Below are 17,895 nucleotides of genomic sequence, written 5' to 3'. Positions count from 1 at the left end.
TAGGGCGAAGACGTTCCTTTGTCCGCTTGATGGTAGAAATGGTAAATTTAATTATTCCTTGGAACGACCCCTCTCATTAATAGAGATACACCAATTTTTTTGCATATCGTTAGGTAGTGCATTAACGCTAATAAAACAGAGCTAGTATTCATCGCTATGATGACACCCTCCATTCTCCATTCAGGCAAGGAAGACAACAGGAGAATAATAGCGTAAGAGACAGCCGTTGCCCAAATGGCATGAATGAACGTTTCTTTAATTAACCCTAATCCGATTAAAAACGCCTGCATTGGCATGATAAAGAAGTGAAAAAGAAAGAACGGCCATAGCATTTGTAAATATCCAACTGCGGTGGGAGAATCAAAAAATAAAGAAGTCAGCGGACCGGCAAATACATAAAAAATCGCCACTGCTGGAACTCCGTATAGAAAGGTTAGAATCATAACCTGCGAGAGCATTTTCTGTAACATTGAATAATTCTTATCTGAATATGTTTTTGAAACTGCTGGAATTAGAACAATCATTAAGGAGTGAGCAATAAAGGCTGGGAAAAAACCAATGGTTACAGCCACACCCATTAACATTCCAAATTGCTCTGTGGCAATGGTATCTGATAATCCTGACCGTATAAGCGCTGCTTTTATTAAGAAAGGCTGAATCGCACCTGTTAAAGCAGAAAATAACCGTAAACCTGTTGTCGGAACTGAAACAGACACTAAATTTTTTCGAACAACCTTGCGATTCATATTCGAAAAGGGCATCCGTTTCATTTGTTGAAATTGAATAATAAACATGTAGATTAAATAGAGAAAAACAACAATTTCGCTGCCAACAAAGGTAGCAATGGCAATTAACAGAGCTGTTTCGGTCTCAAATTCAAATAGGCGAAACACGATAAATAGCAATAATAACTGAATGGATTTTCGTAAAAAATTGGCTACAGCAATTTTGCCCATCTGGTGCCTGCCCATAAAAAATCCACGTGCAACAGAAGTAAAGCTAATAACAGGAATCAATATAATCACAAGCCACTTCGTATATGGATGATATCCATTAAATACAGGAATAAACGGAATGATCATTGATGCCAGTACAAATAGGATAATGGTAAAAATGATCGTAATCGTGATTGCATGATGCATAATATTACGATGAAACTTTTCCTCTTTTTCGGCAATAAACTTCGAAATCGATACCGGCAGCTCGAAACTCGATAAGAGTACAACTAGAAAAATAGAGGGAAGGATTGACATGTATAGTCCTAGCCCATGCTTGCCCAATTCCTGCGCTAGTATCATATTAATTAAAAACTCAACACCTTCACCTAGGAAAGCGGAGGCCGCCAAAAAGATTATTCCCTTGTAGTAGATCGCCATATCTGACTCCCCTTCACTAATTCTTGCTCTTACTAACGTATGAGACAAGTTATCAGTTTAGTAGAGGGAATTTATCCAGACAAAAAAGGACCTTTTGAGGCCCTTTAGGATTATTTTGTCAATGAATGTTTAAAAGCATAGATAACTGCTTGTGTTCGGTCTTGAACATCTAACTTACTTAAAATATTACTCACATGAGTTTTGACTGTTTTCAAAGCGATAAAACATTGATCCGCGATTTCTTGATTTGTCTTTCCTTCTGCCATCAATAGAAGGATTTCCATTTCCCGGCTGGTAAGTTCCTCATGTGGCAAGTGCTTGTTCTTTTGCCGCATCTTTACCATCATCTTCCCTGTAACCTCAGGTTCGAGAACAGATTGTCCATGATAGGTTGCGCGGACGGCATTGGCAATCTCACTGGCTTTTGATGTTTTTAACATATAGCTCGTTGCACCTGCTTCTAGTGCAGGATAAACCTTCTCGTCGTCAAGGAAGCTAGTGACAATGATGATTTTCGCTTCTGGCCATTTTTCTATGATGCTTTTCGTTGCTTCGATTCCGTCCATTTCCTTCATGACCAAGTCCATTAAAATAATATCGGGTCTAAGTTCTAAGACCAGTTCTACACCCCGGCCACCATCTCCAGCCTCTCCAACCACTTCAATGTCTGGCTGAGCAGATAAATAGGAGGACACCCCTATGCGAACCATTTCATGATCATCGACAAACACTACCCTAATCATTGCCACCATCTCCATTAAACGTAACTGGAACCTTTACTTCCAGCCTTGTTCCTTTATCTTTTACACTAATCACCTTTAATGTACCACCGACTTCACCAGCACGTTCATACATATTTTGCATTCCGTAAGAACCTGCCTTCCTCCCCTCCACTTCAAAGCCCACACCGTCATCAACAATTCTTAAAATTGCAAAATGATCACGTTTGACCAGTAAGACCTCCAGCGTGGTAGCCTTGGAATGTCTTAGAGTATTGGATACAGATTCTTGAAGGATCCGAAAAAGGTGATCCTCAACTCCTTTATCAAGTGGAAAATCTTCAACCTTCCACTTAATTTCCATTGTAACCTTCTGTGATAATTCGATTAAAAGTTCTTCCATTCCTTCTTTGAGCGTTTTATTCTTTAAGGCAACAGGCCTTAAGTGTAAGAGTAATGCTCTCATTTCAAGCTGGGATTGATGGATCATTTCCTCTACTATCTTTAACTGTCTGCCCTCAACACTCTCTTCCGTATGCTGCTTTGTTTCATTTATCGCAGACATCATCATAGAAGCAGCGAATAATTGTTGGCTGACCGAGTCGTGTAATTCCCGTGCAAGCCGATTGCGCTCCTGTGAGATGATCTCTTGAATCCTAGCTTCCTGGTCTTCTACCTTTTCTGTGGCCAGACGCTGAGAAAGTTTAGCCTGTTCTGACATTTGCTTTGCAATCCTGTTAACTCTCTCATTGATCCCTAACATCTCTGTAATAGCTGCCTTTTTTTCAGCCGCTCCTGCTTGTCGCCCTTGTTCTAGCTGGCTAAGGGAGAACTCGACTTCCTGAAACTGGCGCCTCCAAAATACCCCTGAAAAAATTCCTAATAAAATCCCCAGAGCAATACTAAAAGAAGGAATAAATATCACAAAGGGAATATCCATCAACTGCTGATTCCATAGTTCTGACCAGCTTGCCAGTGGAAATACGATGATAAAAGCAGTTGCAATAGCAAGAGCAATGATCGTAGCAAAGCCAATACTCCAAAAAACCTGACGTGCCACTATGCTCATACCCTTGTCACCTCTAAATTCCCTATTAGAAGTGATGTAAAAATTTTCACCTTTTGTTCTGCTTGGTCATATTCAGCTGTTTTCAGCTGAAAGACTTGATTAAATACCTGTGACTGATGACTCTCAAAAACACGTGTTGAGCCTATGATGGATGAATGATGAACACTTACTTCGGTTTCATAAGGAACCTGGATGTGGATATTTCCAAAGACATTCCGAATAAAGATGACGGTTTCACCCTTTGGAAGGACTGTGTAACTTAAGTCAATTAAGGTATCACCAATACCAGACTGAATGTTAATGTCGTTCCATTCATAGACACCAAGTGGTGTTTTTTGCTGTCCCAGTAAGATATTTTCAAACAGCGGCTTGCTGCTTATTAAGGTTTCCTCTTGTTCTTCAGGCTCTGATTCTTTTATATCTACCGAAATTTTATTAGGATTCTTTTTTGAGTTAGAATATTGAATAATTAAATGTAAAAGGATTGCTAGTAATAGAAATTTAAAGGTAATCATACTGAAAACACTAATTAGCAAGAAAATGATCCCGGCGATAAAAAAAAATTTCCCGCTTTTCCTGCCAGTTTTTTTTCGTCCGTAATAAATCATACCGCCAGAAAAAGCAAGGGAGAATATTAGACCGCTGTTGAAAAATAGGATCTCAAGCAGAAGAACGACAACTCCAATGATAAACAGCCATCCTGTGTAATCATTTTTTGCATTTTTTAACATCTGGCCCACCCCTCCCTTATAGGAAATTATATACTTGCCAATCACTAAAAAGGCGCATTGGTTTACGCCTTTTTAGAATACCATGTTTTGGTTATAAATTGGACTTGCTTTCTTCTACTTTCATTTCTTTTTCTAATTGAGCAATTTTCTCATCGATGGTATTTCGATAAAAGGAACTATTTACTTGATGTTCTAGACGGTCAAGATAATCCTCTATTTCTTGAAAGCGAGCGACTGATTGATCCGAATAAGTATTTGAATCTAACACTTGATTCATTTGAAGATTTGCTCTTGTTACATTTTCACGTCCCATTAACTCTAAGCGGCGGATATTCATATCTTTTAATTTGTGCTTCATTTCTTCGTGCTTTCTTTCTAATTCACCAAGCTGGGCTTTCACCTGTTCAAGCGATGCACCTAAACGTTCTGCACGGCTTACATAAGTTTGGTACTCTGCAGAGGCAAACTGAAAGAGTTCAACCTCTCCGGCCTTTGAAGCGATTTCTGCCTGATGTTTTCTTTTCTCAGAAAGTTCTAAAGCATGCTGGTATTCTCTAGTAAATTCGTCCTTAAGCTTGTATTGTCTTTCAAGTAACTTACCTACTTTTTCTGTTTCTTGCTCACTCTGGCGAAGGTACTGATTTAATAGGGCAATTGGATTTTTCTTTTCTTTCTGATCTAGCGCAGAGTGTAAATCCGCCATAATAGTATCTTTTATTCTAGTTATTAGGTTTGTCATTTTTCTCTCTCCTTAAAATTAGTTGTTTTTTAATTCATTCCATTGTTTCTCGAAATTCACAAACGGATCTGATTCTTCTTTTACAAATTGGTGTTTGCTGCTGTTCCAGTTTTTATAAATGAGATATAAAACATAAGCCGCAATGACACCGATAATGGCAGGTGCTTGGTGAATCGTGCTCATAAGTACGATGAATCCGATGATTCCAAGGCCAATTTTGCCACCAATGCTTTCTGTCTTTAAAAACTGTTTAAAGATGAAGTATAAGATTGCTACCCCCACCACTAAACCAACCATCGGACCAATTGTTGATAGCAAGATAATGGCCGCAATTCCACCAGCTAACAGTAAACCGAACTTTTTCATTGTTTTTTCCTCCTTTCCTTATCTCTTGATATCATCTTACCTCCTTTTTTCATTTCACATAATTGAGCCTGAGCTTGATTTTCGTGTAGGTCTCAGGACGTAGAAAAGGGTCAGTCCCCTCATTAGAGAACTGACCCTTTAACTTATTTCGAGATAAACATTTGCGTCCAGTAGTGTCTTTGCGAACCGCCCTTCGCGTATCCAACACCGATATGCGTATAATTATTACTTAGAATATTGGCTCGGTGGCCTGGACTATTCATCCAAGCTTTAACTACCTCTTGGGCTGTCGTTTGTCCAGCTGCAATGTTTTCTGCTGCTGCTCGGTACGAAATACCAAAGCTTTTCATCATAGTAAATGGACTTCCATATGTAGGACTGTCATGGCTAAAATAATTCTTGTCCCTCATATCCATCGATTTATAACGAGCAACCCTGGAAAGTTCCCAATCCTGAGTCAGTGCCCGTAGGCCGTGCTTTGCCCGCTCTTGGTTTGTTAACTGTACAACTTGTGTTTCAATGCTTTTAGTCGCATCAAAGTTAGGAATCGTTACTTTTTGACCTGGGTAAATCAAGCTTGGATTACTAAAATGCGGATTTGCTGCAATAATTTCTGACAATCCCACCTGATATCTGACGGCAATTTTCCAAAGTGAGTCACCAGGCTGAACAGTATAAATTTGTTGAGCAAATGATACACTTGGAATGCACATGAGTGAGACTAAAACCATAAGGCCAAACCAAAAAGATTTTGTTTTTTTCATTTCCGCCACCTCCAAATATATATTTTTGATTTATCGACTAAAATATACACTCCTAATAAAAAAAAGATATTCCCCCGTTCAAAAACAGAAATCAGTAATGAACTTTTTTCTCCTAAATATATATAAGAAAAGGGGGGAGAAAAGTGGCTGGCTTGTGGGTTACAACCATTGGGTTTGTCATTTGTCTTGGGATTGTTGGAGGGACCTTGGTGTACTTCTTAAGAGGAGCGCTAAACTCAGAAGATTCTACCCGAATTGATCAGATTAGTGAAACTTCCATCAGTAGGGGGGATTCATCCCCCACTGATGGTTAGTTGAACTTATCGGGCATTTCCGGGCAGTTACCCCCACCTAGGATTACTTGTATTCATAGCCTTGAGGTGGGGGTTTTACTGCCCGTTAATGCGGGATAAAAGCAGAACATGACGAGTGAGATAAAACAAGAAGAACCCTTTCGTGAAGGGTTCTTCTTGTTTTATAGAATTGACTTTTCAATTGCTTGTATAAATTGTGCGATGATATCATCTGCATGTTCAATGCCAACTGATATTCTTACAACCTCTTTCGTAATACCTAATGCTTCGCGTGCTTCAGGTGGGAGTGCCCGGTGTGAAGTGACTAAAGGATGTGAAACGGTTGTTTCTACGCCCGCAAGTGTCGGAGCAATCTTAATCCAAGATAATTTACGGAAAAATTGATTGATATCCACTGCTTTTGAAAGCTCTATTGTAACCATTGCCCCAAAACCATCTTGGGCACGATCAAAAGGGTAATAGACTTTTTCAACAAAGCGGTTGTTTTTAAGTGCTTCAGCTAGCTTTTGAGCATTACTGGATTGTGCTTTCATTCGCAGTGCTAATGTTTTTAAGCCTCGGCATGTAAGCCATGCCTCAAAAGGACTTACATTTGTTCCCAAGTTAACGATTTTTGCCCGCGCCCGGTCAATCAGGTCAGTCCTGCCAGTAAGGACACCTGCCGTTACATCACTATGCCCGCCAATATATTTTGTAGCACTATGGACGACTAAATCTAACCCCATTGGATATGGTTTACAATGGAAAGGAGTAGCAAAGGTATTATCAACCAATGTATTAAGTTGATGCTTCCTTGCCAGTTGAACAACCCCCTCCAGGTCCTCCACCCTTAATAACGGATTGGTAATTGATTCAGTGTACAAAAGCTTCGTATTCTCTTTTATTTCTTTCTCCACATCAGCTAAATTTTGAAAAGAGACGAACGAAGTTTCAATGCCAAATTCATTTAGCTCTGCTTTAAGCATTTGAAAGCTTCCACCATACAAATCATCTGCTGCAATAATATGGTCCCCGCTTCTCACTACCGCTAGAACACCTGCCATAATCGCTGACATTCCAGAAGAAGATGCGACTCCAGCCGGAGCTTCTTCCAGCCTCGCCACCGCTTCACCTAATTCATCAGTATTTGGATTTCCAACACGAGAATATAGATATTGCCCATTTCCTTGATAATATCCTTCAAGTTCATCAAGATCTTTAAAGGTAAAGGCCGATGTCTGATAAATTGGTGTAACCTTACTAGCTATTTTTTGATGATTTTTCTTTACCCCATGTAAAATTTCTGTTTCAAAACGTTTCCCCATACCTGCCACCCTTTTCTGCCCAGCTCGAGAAGTCTGGTGAATAATTGTTATTATATTAAAAAATATCAATCCACCTTTCTTTCGTCAATCTAATTTTTTTGGCAAATAATAATTTGCCGATTTATTTTCCAAGATGACATGTTTTTTTAAGTTTGGGAAAAATTAATCATAAGAATTTATAAAATTTGGGAGGAATACATATGAATTCACCTGAAGCTAGTCACAATTTCCCAAGGACATATTGGCGGGAGATAGAGTTGCCAACATTTGAAAAACTAGAATCTGATTTAAACGTGGATGTCGTGATAGTAGGTGCAGGAATTACTGGCGTTACAGCTGCTTACCTGCTATCAAAACAAGGAGTTAAAGTAGCTCTCCTAGAGGCAGGAGCTGTTTTAAATGGGACCACAGGTCACACAACGGCAAAGCTAACGGCGCAGCACGGGATTATTTACGATGAATTAATGAACCATTTTGGTCAAGAAAAGGCTAAGCAATATTATAAATCCACAACTCAGGCAATTCATTTTGTTGAAAACATGATTAAAGAAAAAGGGATAGATTGTGATTTTAGTAAACAAGATGCCTATGTGTATGCGACCACTGAAAAGAAACATCAGAAACTTGAAACCGAAATGCAGGCTTACCAAAGGCTGGGTATTCCCGGTGGATTAGTTGGCAACATACCCTTTGATATTCAAATTAAATCAGCCATTTTAATGAAAGACCAAGCTCAGTACCACCCGCTTAAATTTTTAAAAGGATTATTGGATGAAGCCGTAAAAGAAGGATGCTTGGTATTTGAAAACACGGTTGCCGAGGATTTAGAAGAGGAGGAATCTTCCCAGCCAAAGGTAATAACAAAGGGAGGACATAAGGTCACCTGTAAGCAAGTGATTATCGCCTCCCACTTCCCTTTTTATGACAAACCAGGACTATATTTTGCAAGAATGTACGCTGCAAGGTCCTACGCACTAGGGATTAAAACAAACGAGCCATATCCGGGCGGGATGTACATAAGTGCAGAGAGTCCAAAGCGCTCGATTCGTTATACGCCAACTGAAGATGGAAACCTCCTTATTTTAGGAGGAGAAAATCATAAAACAGGTCAGGGTGTGGACACTCTAAGTCATTATTCCGCCTTAGAAACGTTTGCGAAAGATGTGTTTGGATTATCTGAATATCATTATCGCTGGTCTGCTCAGGATATGAATACATTAGATAAAGTCCCTTACATCGGTCCCATTACACAGGATAAAGAAAATATACTAGTTGCAACCGGCTACAAAAAGTGGGGAATGACGACAGGGATTCTAGCCGGTCATTTACTCACTGACTATGTATTAAAACGGGATAATCCTTATAAAGAGCTTTATTCTCCATCACGGTTTGATGCTGATCCAGATATAAAAAAAGCAATATCCATTAATACTGACGTTGCCAAACATTTCGTTAAAGGAAAGCTGGAGTTTGTTCCAAAAGAACCCCAGGATGTGAAAGTTGGCGAAGGCTCCGTTGTCATGCATAATGGAATGCGTGCAGGAGCATACAAGGATGAGAACGGCAAGCTGTATTTAGTCGATACCACTTGTACACATCTAGGTTGCGAATGCGAATGGAATCATGCAGAAAAGTCGTGGGACTGCCCTTGCCACGGCTCCCGTTTCTCATATGCTGGGGATGTTATTGAAGGACCAGCACTAAAGCCCTTAAACAAACTAACTGCCGAGTAAAATCGTATTTAAAAACGCCTCCCGCTGTTGCTTGGGAGGCGTTTCTAAAATTATTTATCATTCGGACGGTTCCGTTTTAATTCTTCACCTGTTGAGAATTCAACAAGTTCAGCAGCATTTTTCATTCCTTTTTTGCGATTATTATTTCGCTGTGCATTCGGATTGCCGAGCTTTTGTCTGCCCATACCATCATCTCCTTTTTAGAAGAAATACATAGATAGTATGAGTGAATACACCTTAGCTTATTCCTTCTTTAGATTTGGTGCTTTTCGGTATCCTGTTAACTGTTCGAAAGCATAAGCTAATTCAATTAATGTAGGCTCACTGTAAGCAGTCCCAGCAAAGGTTATTCCTACTGGCTCTCCTTCAGGCGTGAATCCCGCTGGTACCGCAATTGACGGATATCCTGCTTTCCCGCTTATGTGAGACCCTTCGTCACTAGGAAATAAAATGGCATCTAACTGGTACTTCTCTAAAACATAATCAATTCCTTGCTGTGTAGAAAGATACATATCCTTCTCCAAAGCTTTAAAGTATGCTTCTTCCGTTAGTGTACCACTCAGAGCATTCGCCTCGAGCAATACCTCTTGGCCATATTTAAGCATTTTCTCTTCATTTGCAGTATTAAACTCAATTAAATCCGACAGTGTTCTGATCTTTACCGAAGGGTGCAAACGATTCAAATAAGCATTTAAATTAGGCTTAAACTCATACGTTAACACATCGTATTCCCACTTAAAGTTTGCGGATGGAAAATCAATGACTTCAACTACCTCAGCATTTGATGATTTTAGGACCCTGACAGCCGCTTCAACAACCTTTTGTTTTTCCGCTCCAAGCTGATCAATGAATCCTCTCCATGCAATCCCAATTCGTTTTCCTGCTAAACCTTCTTTTAAGAGATGCAAGGTAAAATCTGTTCCGTGATGCGGATTAGTCTTAGTAACCGGGTCCCTATCGTCTCTCCCTGATATCGCGGTAAGTACGATCGCAGCATCTTCAACTGTGCGTGCCATAGGTCCAGCAGTATCCTGCGTGTGGGCAATGGGAATGATTCCTCTGCGGCTGATTAATCCTACTGTTGGCTTAATCCCCACTAACGAATTCTCACAAGCTGGATTTAAGATAGATCCTGATGTTTCCGTTCCGATGCTGACAGCACAAAGATTAGCAGCAGTTGCCGCCCCCGACCCAGAACTAGATCCTCCCACGTCATACTTACCAGGGCCATATGGATTTAATACCTGCCCCCCACGGGAACTGTAGCCGCTTTTCATTCCGTATGCCATAAAATTGGCCCATTCTGTCATACTGGTCTTTCCTAATAAGATCGCACCTGCATTTCGTAATTGTTCAGCCACATAAGAATCTTTCATCGCAATTGAGTCCTTAAGTGCCAGCGATCCTGCACTCGTATGCATTTTATCATGTGTATCAAGATTATCTTTTATTAAAACGGGTATTCCATGCAGCGGACCCCGCGGACCGGATTCGCTTCTTTCCATATCAAGTGCTGATGCAATATGTAAAGCATCTGGGTTTACCTCAAGGACACTGTTTATTTGCTTATCAAATACTGAAATCCGATACAGATACATCTGGACTAATTCCTTAGAGGTTAGCTTACCGCTTTCAAACTCTGCTTGAATTTGTGCAATCGTCACTTCTTCTAACCAGTCATTTACCAGTCTTTTTAATTTTGGATTTTCCAAGTCATTCCCCTCCATTCTTTTATTCGAAAAAGACAGTGGATTGAGTCACCACTGCCCATGTTCTACCGACGGATTTTTTGGTCCCTTTGTACTTCTTCTGCTATTTCACCTTTAAAGAAAATTCTTTTTTCAAGCGATACTTTTAATTCGTGGCTATATCGCTTCAATTCACGTTCTTCTCGTTCTGTTACTAATGAAATCACCGTACCGCTTGCACCCATTCTTCCTGTTCTTCCAGCTCTGTGTACATATTGATCAATATCCCTCGGTATATCGATCTGAACTACATGGGTAACGCCCTGAATGTCAAGTCCGCGTGCCGCAATATCTGTGGCAATTAGCATTTTCAGTTTCCCATCGCGGAAGGCCTTGAGCTCTGCTTGCCGTTCCAGTTTTTTCATATCACTATGTAAGATGCCAACAGAAAGCTCCTTAAACTTTAACTTCTCTCTAAAAATTTCTAACTCCCCTATATCATTAATAAATGCCAAGGCTTTTATTTTTTCTAAGCGGACGATTTTTTCAAGGAGCTTGATTTTATCTCTAGGCTCTGCAAGAAAATAGATATGATTAACCTCTCCCGAAGCGGCCATTTCATCTTTTTTAATACGAAGGACTTCGGGTTCGTTTGTAAATTCCTTCGCCAATTTTTCAGTTGCAGCTTTCATAGTAGCGGAAAACAGGACGACTTGGCGGTCTCTCATCGTAGATTTCACAATAGTTTGTACCGTATTCAAATGCTCTGGAATTAGAAGTTGGTCCCCCTCATCCAGTACAACCATCCTCACTTCATGCATCTTCACCTTTTTTTGTTTAATTAATTCGAACAAACGTCCAGGGGTTGCAAAGATCACATGCGGACGCTTTTTTAGTTTTTCAAGCTGACGCACTACATTCGCTCCGCCAATAATTGAGGTGCCTCTAATCCCACTGCCTTCTGACCACTTTTGAAATTCTTGAAAGACTTGCATAACAAGTTCCTGTGATGACGCAAGTACTACAGCCTGAAGCGATTGCGAGTCGTTTTCAATTTGATTTAACAGCGGCAGTAAATACGCAAGTGTCTTTCCGGTTCCGGTCGGGGACTCTGCGATGATGTCTTTTCCTTCAAGAACGAGTGGAATAGCCGCTACCTGTATGTTTGTCGGAGTTTCAAATCCTGATTTTTCCCATGCAGCCTGTAAAAAAGGCTTTAAACTATTTAACATAAAGAACTCCTTTTGTATTCTTTTTTCTAATTATTATATCCATACTCGCCTCTGATACTAACGTATTCGACAAATAGTTGTCCAGTTTTACTATACATAAAGAAAGACTCGCCGATTGGCGAGCCCCTAAGTGCAAAGACAGAGGCGTAGTTGCCCTTATCCGTAATAAGAACCATCCCCAGGTTTGAGAATGGGCTCACTTAGATTAATTTGTATATCTGCTGTTTTTAGGTCTGGCAATTTGATTGAAGTTATCAACTAAATAGTGAAGATTTGTTGAAAGCTCCTCTCCACTCATTGGCAATCCATGTCCTGTAACGGCGACTGCTGGTTTAAGCGCTTCTAATTTTTTCACTGATTCAAGAGCTGCATCCCAATCTGTTGTATAGTATCTCGGCGGGCCACTAATCTCCGTTGTTTGCATCATTACCTTATAAAGCGATTCTTGTTTTACTGTGACAAAGGCATCACCTGCGATAAGCGAGCGGTCTTCTTTTCTAAATAAAGAAACATGCCCAGGGGTATGGCCTGGCGTATGAACCCATTTCCAGCCCGACATATGTGGGATGGAACCATCAGCCGGCAGTGCCTCTACTTGTCCGCTAATATTAATTCCATGGTTGGGAAACAGAGGAGACATTTTCGCCACAAGCCCTTCATCTACACTTGGGTCACCTGGTGGATAGTCTTTCTTACCCATAAGATAAGGAAGCTCTAATTCATGTGCATAAACCGGTACACGCCAATCTTCTAAAAGCTCAACCAAAGAACCGACATGATCAAAATGACCATGGGTTAGAATAATCGCATTCGGGCGGACATTATCACCCATTCGCTCAGTTATTAATTGTTTAATTTCATTTGCGGACTTTGGCATACCAGCGTCAATTAATACAAAACCATCTTGATTTCCAATTAAGGCAATATTAACAATCTGATTCGTATAGCAATAGATATCAGGCGTAACTGTAATTCCTACTCCGCTTCCAATTGATGTCATCGGAAGAATTGCTTTTTCAAATTTACTATCTTGATTTTGTTCCATAGCATTCACCCCTGTTTTTCTTATTATTTTTCCAGGGATGATAAATTATAAGCCTATTAGTCAAAAGATTTGAAGGTAACCCTTTGAATCGCACGGTCTAATTCCTCCGCACGAATCACCTTTTCATTATAGTTAACTTCAATTTTTCCGTGTCCTGAAAGGATTTCCACTTTTTCAATTCCATCAAATCTCTTTATTTTCTTGCGAATTTTACCAATACAGCCAGAACAGGCGACTTCATTTAGTGCCAACTGAATCATACTCATCAGGATCACCCCTTTAATTTATTTCATCCGTTTATTCATACTTTCATTCTAAGGAAAACAACTCACATCATCCTTGATTTATATCAAGGATGATAGAAATCACTACACAAAGATTGTAAACGAGTTACACTTTAGCTAAAAGGTACGGAAAGGAGTGTTTCGTATGTGCTGTGAGCAATGCTCTCATGAATCTTCCTGCATCACAACTGTTCCCGTCTTTAAAGGGATGAATGAGATGGATATCCTTCAATTGCAAAAGGTTACAAAGAGCAGGCGTTTTCAAAAGGGAGAATTTATATTTCGTGAAGGAGAGCACTCTGAAACATTATTTGTCGTGAATGAGGGTCTGATAAAGCTGACGAAAATTTCAGCAGAAGGAAAGGAACAAATCATCCGCCTATTGTTTCCGGGCGACTTCTTTGGGTTATTCTCATTGTTAAAAGATGAGAAGCACTATAGTAATGCCGAAACCTTAGGACCCACAATTATCTGTTCCATTGAAAAAAAAGACTTCCTAAAAACAATGGAAAAGAATGCTGAAATGTCCTTTCGCTTTTTGCTGGCGGTAAACGACCGTCTATACGAAGCGGATGAATCAGTTGGCAATTTGAGCTTAATGGAGGTAGAACAACGACTGGCAAGAGCACTCCTACTCTTTCATGATAAATTGTCAAAGCAAAATAAAACTTTTATGCTACCGATTAAAAAGAAGGATTTAGCAAGTTTAATTGGAACAACTCCAGAATCTGTGAGCAGAAAACTTTTGAATTTTGTTTCAAAAAATGTCATTGAGATTGACAATAGCAGACAGGTAAAAATTCTAGAGTTGGACCAGTTAAAAGTAATAGCAGGAATCTATTAAACGTCATTTAATTTGATCGCCATAAGACGGAAGTGATCAGGTTTAATTTCAGTCACAATCACATGCATCCCTAATGATTAAAAGTTGGCAACAAGATTTCCATATTACATTCTCCTCTTAGGTTTGATAACCAAAGTGTATAGTTCAGATGATTGGAAGTAATTGATATAATTCAAATTTGCGGCAATATTTGAACGTATTGTGAACATTACAATGAATTAGCTATAACTAACCCTAAATGGTGGTAAAATGAAGGACAGTTAGAAAACAATATAACGGGGTTGAAAATGATGTTAACTAGAATTTCGCTCGTTTTTTCACTGTTTTTTCTTTTTTTTGGAGCAAACACATATGCTCATTCCCATCTGGAAACCTCAGCTCCAAATAACGGAGAGGTGGTAACGGAGACAGCAGAAAATGGTGCTGCCCAAACGACAAATGCCACGATTAATGACCAAACTGTACTTTTAAAAAATAAGGCAGATGCACCTACCTTAAAAGCATATATCATTCCTGGTATAATGGGTTTATTGATTATACTTGGAGCTTCCAGCTACTGGTTAATTTTAAGGAGGAAATACATCTAAATGTTGATCATTGGTATTATAAGTGATGCACTGCTCTATCTTTGTTTTTCCCTGTTAATGGGGAGCTTTCTTCTACAATTAGTCCCACAATCTTTGCGTCCGTCCATTACAATACCTAAGGGTGTACTCCTATTGGCTACCCTTGGGATTGTATTTTTTTCGTTCATGCCCGTCTTAAAACTGGTGCTTTATTTATATCAAGACCTTGGTTTAGGCTACACACTAAAGTCAGTCTTAACCTCTTTTGAAACAGGAAAGTCCTGGCTGATAACGGGAGTATTATCTCTATTTTTATTTATTTATTTAATTCCCATCAAGTTAGAGCGAAATCCTGTCTTTGCTGCGACAGGTCTTTTATTTACACTTCTTTTAATTGCAGCACTTGGCTGGTCCAGTCATGCTGGCTCGTTAGCTAAGCCAGCAGGTGTCTTCATTCATAGTGCCCATTTCTTAGCGATCACTACCTGGGTTGGGATTTTACTCGTTGTCAGTTGGTTTTCCCGTGATTATAAAAATTGGCTGAACTTCTTAAAATGGTTCTCACCACTAGCGATCGTCTGTCTAATTGTGACTGGTATTTCAGGTATTGCACTTATGACCTTTGTGATGGATTTAAAGGATTACATAAACACCTGGCCCCTTTCCTATGGACAAGCCTTGCTCATCAAGCACTTAGCGATTATTCCATTGGTTATTTTTGCATTCATTAATAGTGTGTTAATTCGAAAAAAAATTCATAAAGATGAAAGCTTTAATCCACTTCCATGGGCAAAGCTTGAAGGTGTGGTGGTTTTATTAATTTTTTCGATTACTGCTGCTCTTGGACAAGAATCACCACCACATACAATTGAAAGAACCCTTAATGCTGAAGGGCCATCTAGTTTGTTTACCTTTTTTCACCGAAATGAACTGGTATTTCCGATACAATTTACACCTGGCTTTCTGTCGATTAGCTTATTTCTAATTGCTCTATTTTCCCTAGCCTTAGTAGTATTATCGTTTATTAAAAAAATGCCTAAATTGCTGGCGTTATTGTTCAGCATACTTTTCATCGTTACTAGCTACATAGGTATATTATTGGGTACCTAAACGAGTAGGAGCACGAATCTTTTGGATTCGCACTCCTTTTAATCATCTAGAGGTTTGGCATGATAGCTTGAACCGGTCCAATCTGTTAATTCACTGATTGCCTTCCAAAGCTCAGGGAAGAACTCAAAGCTTACTCCTTTTTGCAGCATCTTGGCCGGTATCCCCATTAAACTACTCGTTTCAAGGCCAATCATTCTTTTCACTAACTGAAGATGCTGATGGCGGAAGTTCTGGAAGTTTTCATCAAACTGGTGTAACTCCTGCATTAATTGAAATAGCCTTAGGTCAGTTTCTGGTTTCTTGTGTAAATCAAGTGCTGTTAAGGATCGATTCTTTAACAACTGTTGAAAGGGCGGCCATAATGTTGGACCAAGCTTTAGAACTTGATTAAATCCAGGAGAGTCTTGACCGCTTCCCTGACCTAGTGATAAACGGATCGTATGGTAATCAATCGGGTTAATGACCTTTACCATATTAAATACCGCAGGAAGCTGACTAAGATGGATGTTGACACGTTGTAATTGTCTCTTTGCTTCTTCAGGCTGATTTGTCTCCATCGCTTTTATCGTAATGTTCAAATATTGGATAATAAGCTTAAAATGCAGCTCTGCAATCTGATGGACTACTTGAAAGGTTAACTCGTCATCGCAGCACAGCTCTTGATCTGACTTTTGTAAATTCAGCAGCTCCATAGTTCGAATATACTTTTCATAATCAGATAACTTCCTCGCCACTAAAAGCTCCCCCTCAATTTTTATCCCGAATTAACGGGCAGTAAGACCCCCACCTCAAGATTATGAGTGAAAACGAGAAATTCTAGGTGGGGGATAACTGCCCGTAAAAGCCCGATAAGTTCAACTAACCATCAGTGGGGGATGAAGAAAACCCCAACTGATGGAAGTTTCACTTTATGATGGATGGGTTGAACGCAATATTGCTCTCACCGGACTTCCATCCGCTTCGACTAGGGGAAGGGGCAAGGCAATTAGTTCGTACACGCCAGGCTCGATATCATTCAGCTTTAGAGATTCTAGTATATGAATTCCATTTTCATGTAAACGATGATGTGCGTTTAGACTTTTACTATCAATCGGATCGACGGACGGGACATCCACTCCAATCAACCGTACTCCTTTAGCAGCCAAAAATGGAGCAAGATTAGCCTCAATATAGGGAATTACCTCAGGAAAAACACTTGGATTTTCCCATGCAAGTGTTCGGAATATGACTCTCTCAAAGCCTTCGAAATCAGTTCTCTCTAAATCCTCTACACTAATACTTTTCTTTCCTGTCATATCTAGTACTTTTACTGGTCCAATATACAATTCTAGATCTAAGTCGATGATCTTTTTCCCATTATTATCAAAATGAAACGGTGCATCCACATGTGTCCCTGTATGGGTGCTCATCGTCAGCGTACCAACATTGACCGAACCGCTTTCTTCTTTAGACCAAGAAACTTTATAATCAAACTCTGTATCCCCTGGCCAAACCGGCATTCCGTTTTCCATTCTTCTAGAAATATCATACACCTTCAACCCAACCCACTCCTTCAATACCTTCTACCATAATATGAATCCTACAGCTAAAATATCCCGATAGACAGATGATGTCAATGAGAACTAAGAGCGGATTTATAATCCGAACAGATTTTTGCGAAATCTGCGAGACTCCTGCGGGATGACGAAACAGTTGAGACCCCGGAGGGCGGAACGGAGGGCACTGAAGAACTTCCGTTTTTTATATTTTATAAATAAGGAAAAGGCATTATGGATGAAAAAAGACAAAAAAAAGCAACTTCCTACCGAAATTCGAAGGGAAGTTGCTTATACCTCTGCCTATTTCCTATTCTTTTTCATTAAGAAGTTTTATTATCCGTTTGAGATTGACAGCGAATATGGTTGTGGCTCCTTGAATTTCCATACCAAATAAACCCGAGGATTTGGCTGTTTCAAAACCGTGCCCATGCTTGAGTTCACTATTTTTTGCTTCAATTTTATAGCGGTTTTTT

20 protein-coding genes and 1 pseudogene are annotated in these 17,895 nt (G+C 39.7%); 5 read left to right on the top strand and 16 right to left on the bottom strand.

From position 1 onward, the window contains the following. Positions 1-47 precede the first annotated feature (47 nt). The 7 genes from BTR25_RS24790 to safA form a co-directional block, all read right to left on the bottom strand. Positions 48-1,376, bottom strand: coding sequence for an oligosaccharide flippase family protein (locus BTR25_RS24790; protein WP_075690655.1), 1,329 nt, complete (start codon positions 1,374-1,376; stop codon positions 48-50). Between the two features lie 110 nt (positions 1,377-1,486). Continuing rightward, positions 1,487-2,119: a response regulator transcription factor gene (locus BTR25_RS24785; RefSeq protein ID WP_075690654.1), complete on the bottom strand. Its 633-nt coding sequence runs from the start codon at positions 2,117-2,119 to the stop codon at positions 1,487-1,489. Further along, positions 2,112-3,164, bottom strand: coding sequence for a sensor histidine kinase (locus tag BTR25_RS24780; protein ID WP_075690653.1), 1,053 nt, complete (start codon positions 3,162-3,164; stop codon positions 2,112-2,114). The genes BTR25_RS24785 and BTR25_RS24780 overlap by 8 nt, the downstream gene beginning before the upstream one ends. Next, the gene (gene liaF, locus BTR25_RS24775; protein WP_075690652.1) at positions 3,161-3,895 is read right to left on the bottom strand and encodes a cell wall-active antibiotics response protein LiaF; all 735 of its coding nucleotides are present in this window, start codon (positions 3,893-3,895) and stop codon (positions 3,161-3,163) included. Before liaF ends, BTR25_RS24780 begins: the two co-directional genes overlap by 4 nt. Positions 3,896-3,986: 91 nt before the next feature. Then, positions 3,987-4,634: a PspA/IM30 family protein gene (locus tag BTR25_RS24770; RefSeq protein ID WP_075690651.1), complete on the bottom strand. Its 648-nt coding sequence runs from the start codon at positions 4,632-4,634 to the stop codon at positions 3,987-3,989. 18 nt (positions 4,635-4,652) lie between these two features. Continuing rightward, complete coding sequence (locus BTR25_RS24765; protein ID WP_075690650.1) at positions 4,653-5,000, bottom strand: lmo0954 family membrane protein; 348 nt, start codon at positions 4,998-5,000, stop codon at positions 4,653-4,655. A 143-nt stretch (positions 5,001-5,143) separates the two neighbouring features. Further along, positions 5,144-5,731 carry a SafA/ExsA family spore coat assembly protein gene (gene safA, locus BTR25_RS24760; RefSeq protein WP_254842792.1) on the bottom strand — a complete coding sequence of 196 codons (588 nt, stop codon included), beginning with the start codon at positions 5,729-5,731 and terminating at the stop codon, positions 5,144-5,146. Positions 5,732-5,907: 176 nt separating this feature from the next. Between safA and BTR25_RS27915 the strand changes: the two genes are divergently transcribed. Beyond that, positions 5,908-6,078, top strand: a complete 171-nt coding sequence (locus tag BTR25_RS27915; protein ID WP_175596887.1) for a hypothetical protein — start codon at positions 5,908-5,910, stop codon at positions 6,076-6,078. 161 nt (positions 6,079-6,239) lie between these two features. On the opposite strand, the gene BTR25_RS24750 is transcribed toward BTR25_RS27915, so the two are convergent. Then, a complete protein-coding gene (locus BTR25_RS24750) occupies positions 6,240-7,382 on the bottom strand; it encodes a trans-sulfuration enzyme family protein (protein WP_075690647.1) in 1,143 nt (380 codons plus the stop codon). Positions 7,383-7,582: 200 nt separating this feature from the next. Here BTR25_RS24750 and BTR25_RS24745 point away from each other — a divergent pair, with 200 nt between their 5' ends. Beyond that, positions 7,583-9,115, top strand: a complete 1,533-nt coding sequence (locus BTR25_RS24745) for an FAD-dependent oxidoreductase (protein WP_075690646.1) — start codon at positions 7,583-7,585, stop codon at positions 9,113-9,115. A 50-nt stretch (positions 9,116-9,165) separates the two neighbouring features. On the opposite strand, the gene BTR25_RS28580 is transcribed toward BTR25_RS24745, so the two are convergent. The 5 genes from BTR25_RS28580 to BTR25_RS24725 form a co-directional block, all read right to left on the bottom strand. After that, positions 9,166-9,300 (bottom strand): hypothetical protein, encoded by a 135-nt coding sequence (locus tag BTR25_RS28580; RefSeq protein WP_303046872.1) that lies wholly within the window; start codon positions 9,298-9,300, stop codon positions 9,166-9,168. 57 nt (positions 9,301-9,357) lie between these two features. Further along, positions 9,358-10,827: an amidase family protein gene (locus BTR25_RS24740; protein ID WP_075690645.1), complete on the bottom strand. Its 1,470-nt coding sequence runs from the start codon at positions 10,825-10,827 to the stop codon at positions 9,358-9,360. Positions 10,828-10,889: 62 nt separating this feature from the next. Continuing rightward, positions 10,890-12,035: a DEAD/DEAH box helicase gene (locus BTR25_RS24735; RefSeq protein ID WP_139311334.1), complete on the bottom strand. Its 1,146-nt coding sequence runs from the start codon at positions 12,033-12,035 to the stop codon at positions 10,890-10,892. Positions 12,036-12,240: 205 nt separating this feature from the next. Further along, positions 12,241-13,080, bottom strand: a complete 840-nt coding sequence (locus tag BTR25_RS24730; RefSeq protein WP_075690643.1) for an MBL fold metallo-hydrolase — start codon at positions 13,078-13,080, stop codon at positions 12,241-12,243. Positions 13,081-13,136: 56 nt separating this feature from the next. Then, on the bottom strand, positions 13,137-13,346 hold the full coding sequence (locus BTR25_RS24725; RefSeq protein ID WP_075690642.1) for a heavy-metal-associated domain-containing protein: 210 nt from the start codon (positions 13,344-13,346) through the stop codon (positions 13,137-13,139). A gap of 163 nt (positions 13,347-13,509) precedes the next feature. On the opposite strand from BTR25_RS24725, the gene BTR25_RS24720 reads away from it, so the two are divergent. From BTR25_RS24720 to BTR25_RS24710, 3 genes are all read left to right on the top strand, one after another. After that, entirely contained in the window at positions 13,510-14,208 is a 699-nt protein-coding gene (locus tag BTR25_RS24720) for a Crp/Fnr family transcriptional regulator (protein ID WP_075690641.1), read from the top strand. A 287-nt stretch (positions 14,209-14,495) separates the two neighbouring features. After that, positions 14,496-14,795 (top strand): hypothetical protein, encoded by a 300-nt coding sequence (locus tag BTR25_RS24715; protein WP_075690640.1) that lies wholly within the window; start codon positions 14,496-14,498, stop codon positions 14,793-14,795. Beyond that, on the top strand, positions 14,796-15,884 hold the full coding sequence (locus tag BTR25_RS24710) for a copper resistance D family protein (protein ID WP_075690639.1): 1,089 nt from the start codon (positions 14,796-14,798) through the stop codon (positions 15,882-15,884). A 38-nt stretch (positions 15,885-15,922) separates the two neighbouring features. On the opposite strand, the gene BTR25_RS24705 is transcribed toward BTR25_RS24710, so the two are convergent. The 3 genes and pseudogenes from BTR25_RS24705 to BTR25_RS27300 all read right to left on the bottom strand — a co-directional run. After that, on the bottom strand, positions 15,923-16,618 hold the full coding sequence (locus tag BTR25_RS24705; protein WP_075690638.1) for a tryptophan 2,3-dioxygenase family protein: 696 nt from the start codon (positions 16,616-16,618) through the stop codon (positions 15,923-15,925). 174 nt (positions 16,619-16,792) lie between these two features. Beyond that, positions 16,793-17,422: an arylformamidase gene (gene kynB / locus BTR25_RS24700; protein WP_075690637.1), complete on the bottom strand. Its 630-nt coding sequence runs from the start codon at positions 17,420-17,422 to the stop codon at positions 16,793-16,795. Positions 17,423-17,729: 307 nt separating this feature from the next. Then, positions 17,730-17,895, bottom strand: a pseudogene (locus BTR25_RS27300) (IS5/IS1182 family transposase); the annotation flags it as partial.

The sequence above is a fragment of the Bacillus sp. MRMR6 genome, from assembly GCF_001940785.1.
GTDB lineage: Bacteria > Bacillota > Bacilli > Bacillales > Cytobacillaceae > Neobacillus.
This window is presented reverse-complemented; position numbering and strand designations above follow the sequence as displayed.

Excerpts from the sequence above, each read along its gene's own strand:
- BTR25_RS28580 (WP_303046872.1), bottom strand. The coding sequence starts at position 9,300 with ATGGGCAGACAAAAGCTCGGCAATCCGAATGCACAGCGAAATAATAAT.
- BTR25_RS24745 (WP_075690646.1), top strand. The coding sequence starts at position 7,583 with ATGAATTCACCTGAAGCTAGTCACAATTTCCCAAGGACATATTGGCGG.
- BTR25_RS24770 (WP_075690651.1), bottom strand. The coding sequence starts at position 4,634 with ATGACAAACCTAATAACTAGAATAAAAGATACTATTATGGCGGATTTA.
- BTR25_RS24720 (WP_075690641.1), top strand. The coding sequence starts at position 13,510 with ATGTGCTGTGAGCAATGCTCTCATGAATCTTCCTGCATCACAACTGTT.
- BTR25_RS24785 (WP_075690654.1), bottom strand. The coding sequence starts at position 2,119 with ATGATTAGGGTAGTGTTTGTCGATGATCATGAAATGGTTCGCATAGGG.
- liaF (WP_075690652.1), bottom strand. The coding sequence starts at position 3,895 with ATGTTAAAAAATGCAAAAAATGATTACACAGGATGGCTGTTTATCATT.
- BTR25_RS24780 (WP_075690653.1), bottom strand. The coding sequence starts at position 3,164 with ATGAGCATAGTGGCACGTCAGGTTTTTTGGAGTATTGGCTTTGCTACG.
- BTR25_RS24730 (WP_075690643.1), bottom strand. The coding sequence starts at position 13,080 with ATGGAACAAAATCAAGATAGTAAATTTGAAAAAGCAATTCTTCCGATG.
- safA (WP_254842792.1), bottom strand. The coding sequence starts at position 5,731 with ATGGTTTTAGTCTCACTCATGTGCATTCCAAGTGTATCATTTGCTCAA.
- BTR25_RS24725 (WP_075690642.1), bottom strand. The coding sequence starts at position 13,346 with ATGAGTATGATTCAGTTGGCACTAAATGAAGTCGCCTGTTCTGGCTGT.
- BTR25_RS24710 (WP_075690639.1), top strand. The coding sequence starts at position 14,796 with ATGTTGATCATTGGTATTATAAGTGATGCACTGCTCTATCTTTGTTTT.
- BTR25_RS24750 (WP_075690647.1), bottom strand. The coding sequence starts at position 7,382 with ATGGGGAAACGTTTTGAAACAGAAATTTTACATGGGGTAAAGAAAAAT.
- BTR25_RS24735 (WP_139311334.1), bottom strand. The coding sequence starts at position 12,035 with ATGTTAAATAGTTTAAAGCCTTTTTTACAGGCTGCATGGGAAAAATCA.
- BTR25_RS24790 (WP_075690655.1), bottom strand. The coding sequence starts at position 1,376 with ATGGCGATCTACTACAAGGGAATAATCTTTTTGGCGGCCTCCGCTTTC.
- BTR25_RS24715 (WP_075690640.1), top strand. The coding sequence starts at position 14,496 with ATGATGTTAACTAGAATTTCGCTCGTTTTTTCACTGTTTTTTCTTTTT.
- BTR25_RS24765 (WP_075690650.1), bottom strand. The coding sequence starts at position 5,000 with ATGAAAAAGTTCGGTTTACTGTTAGCTGGTGGAATTGCGGCCATTATC.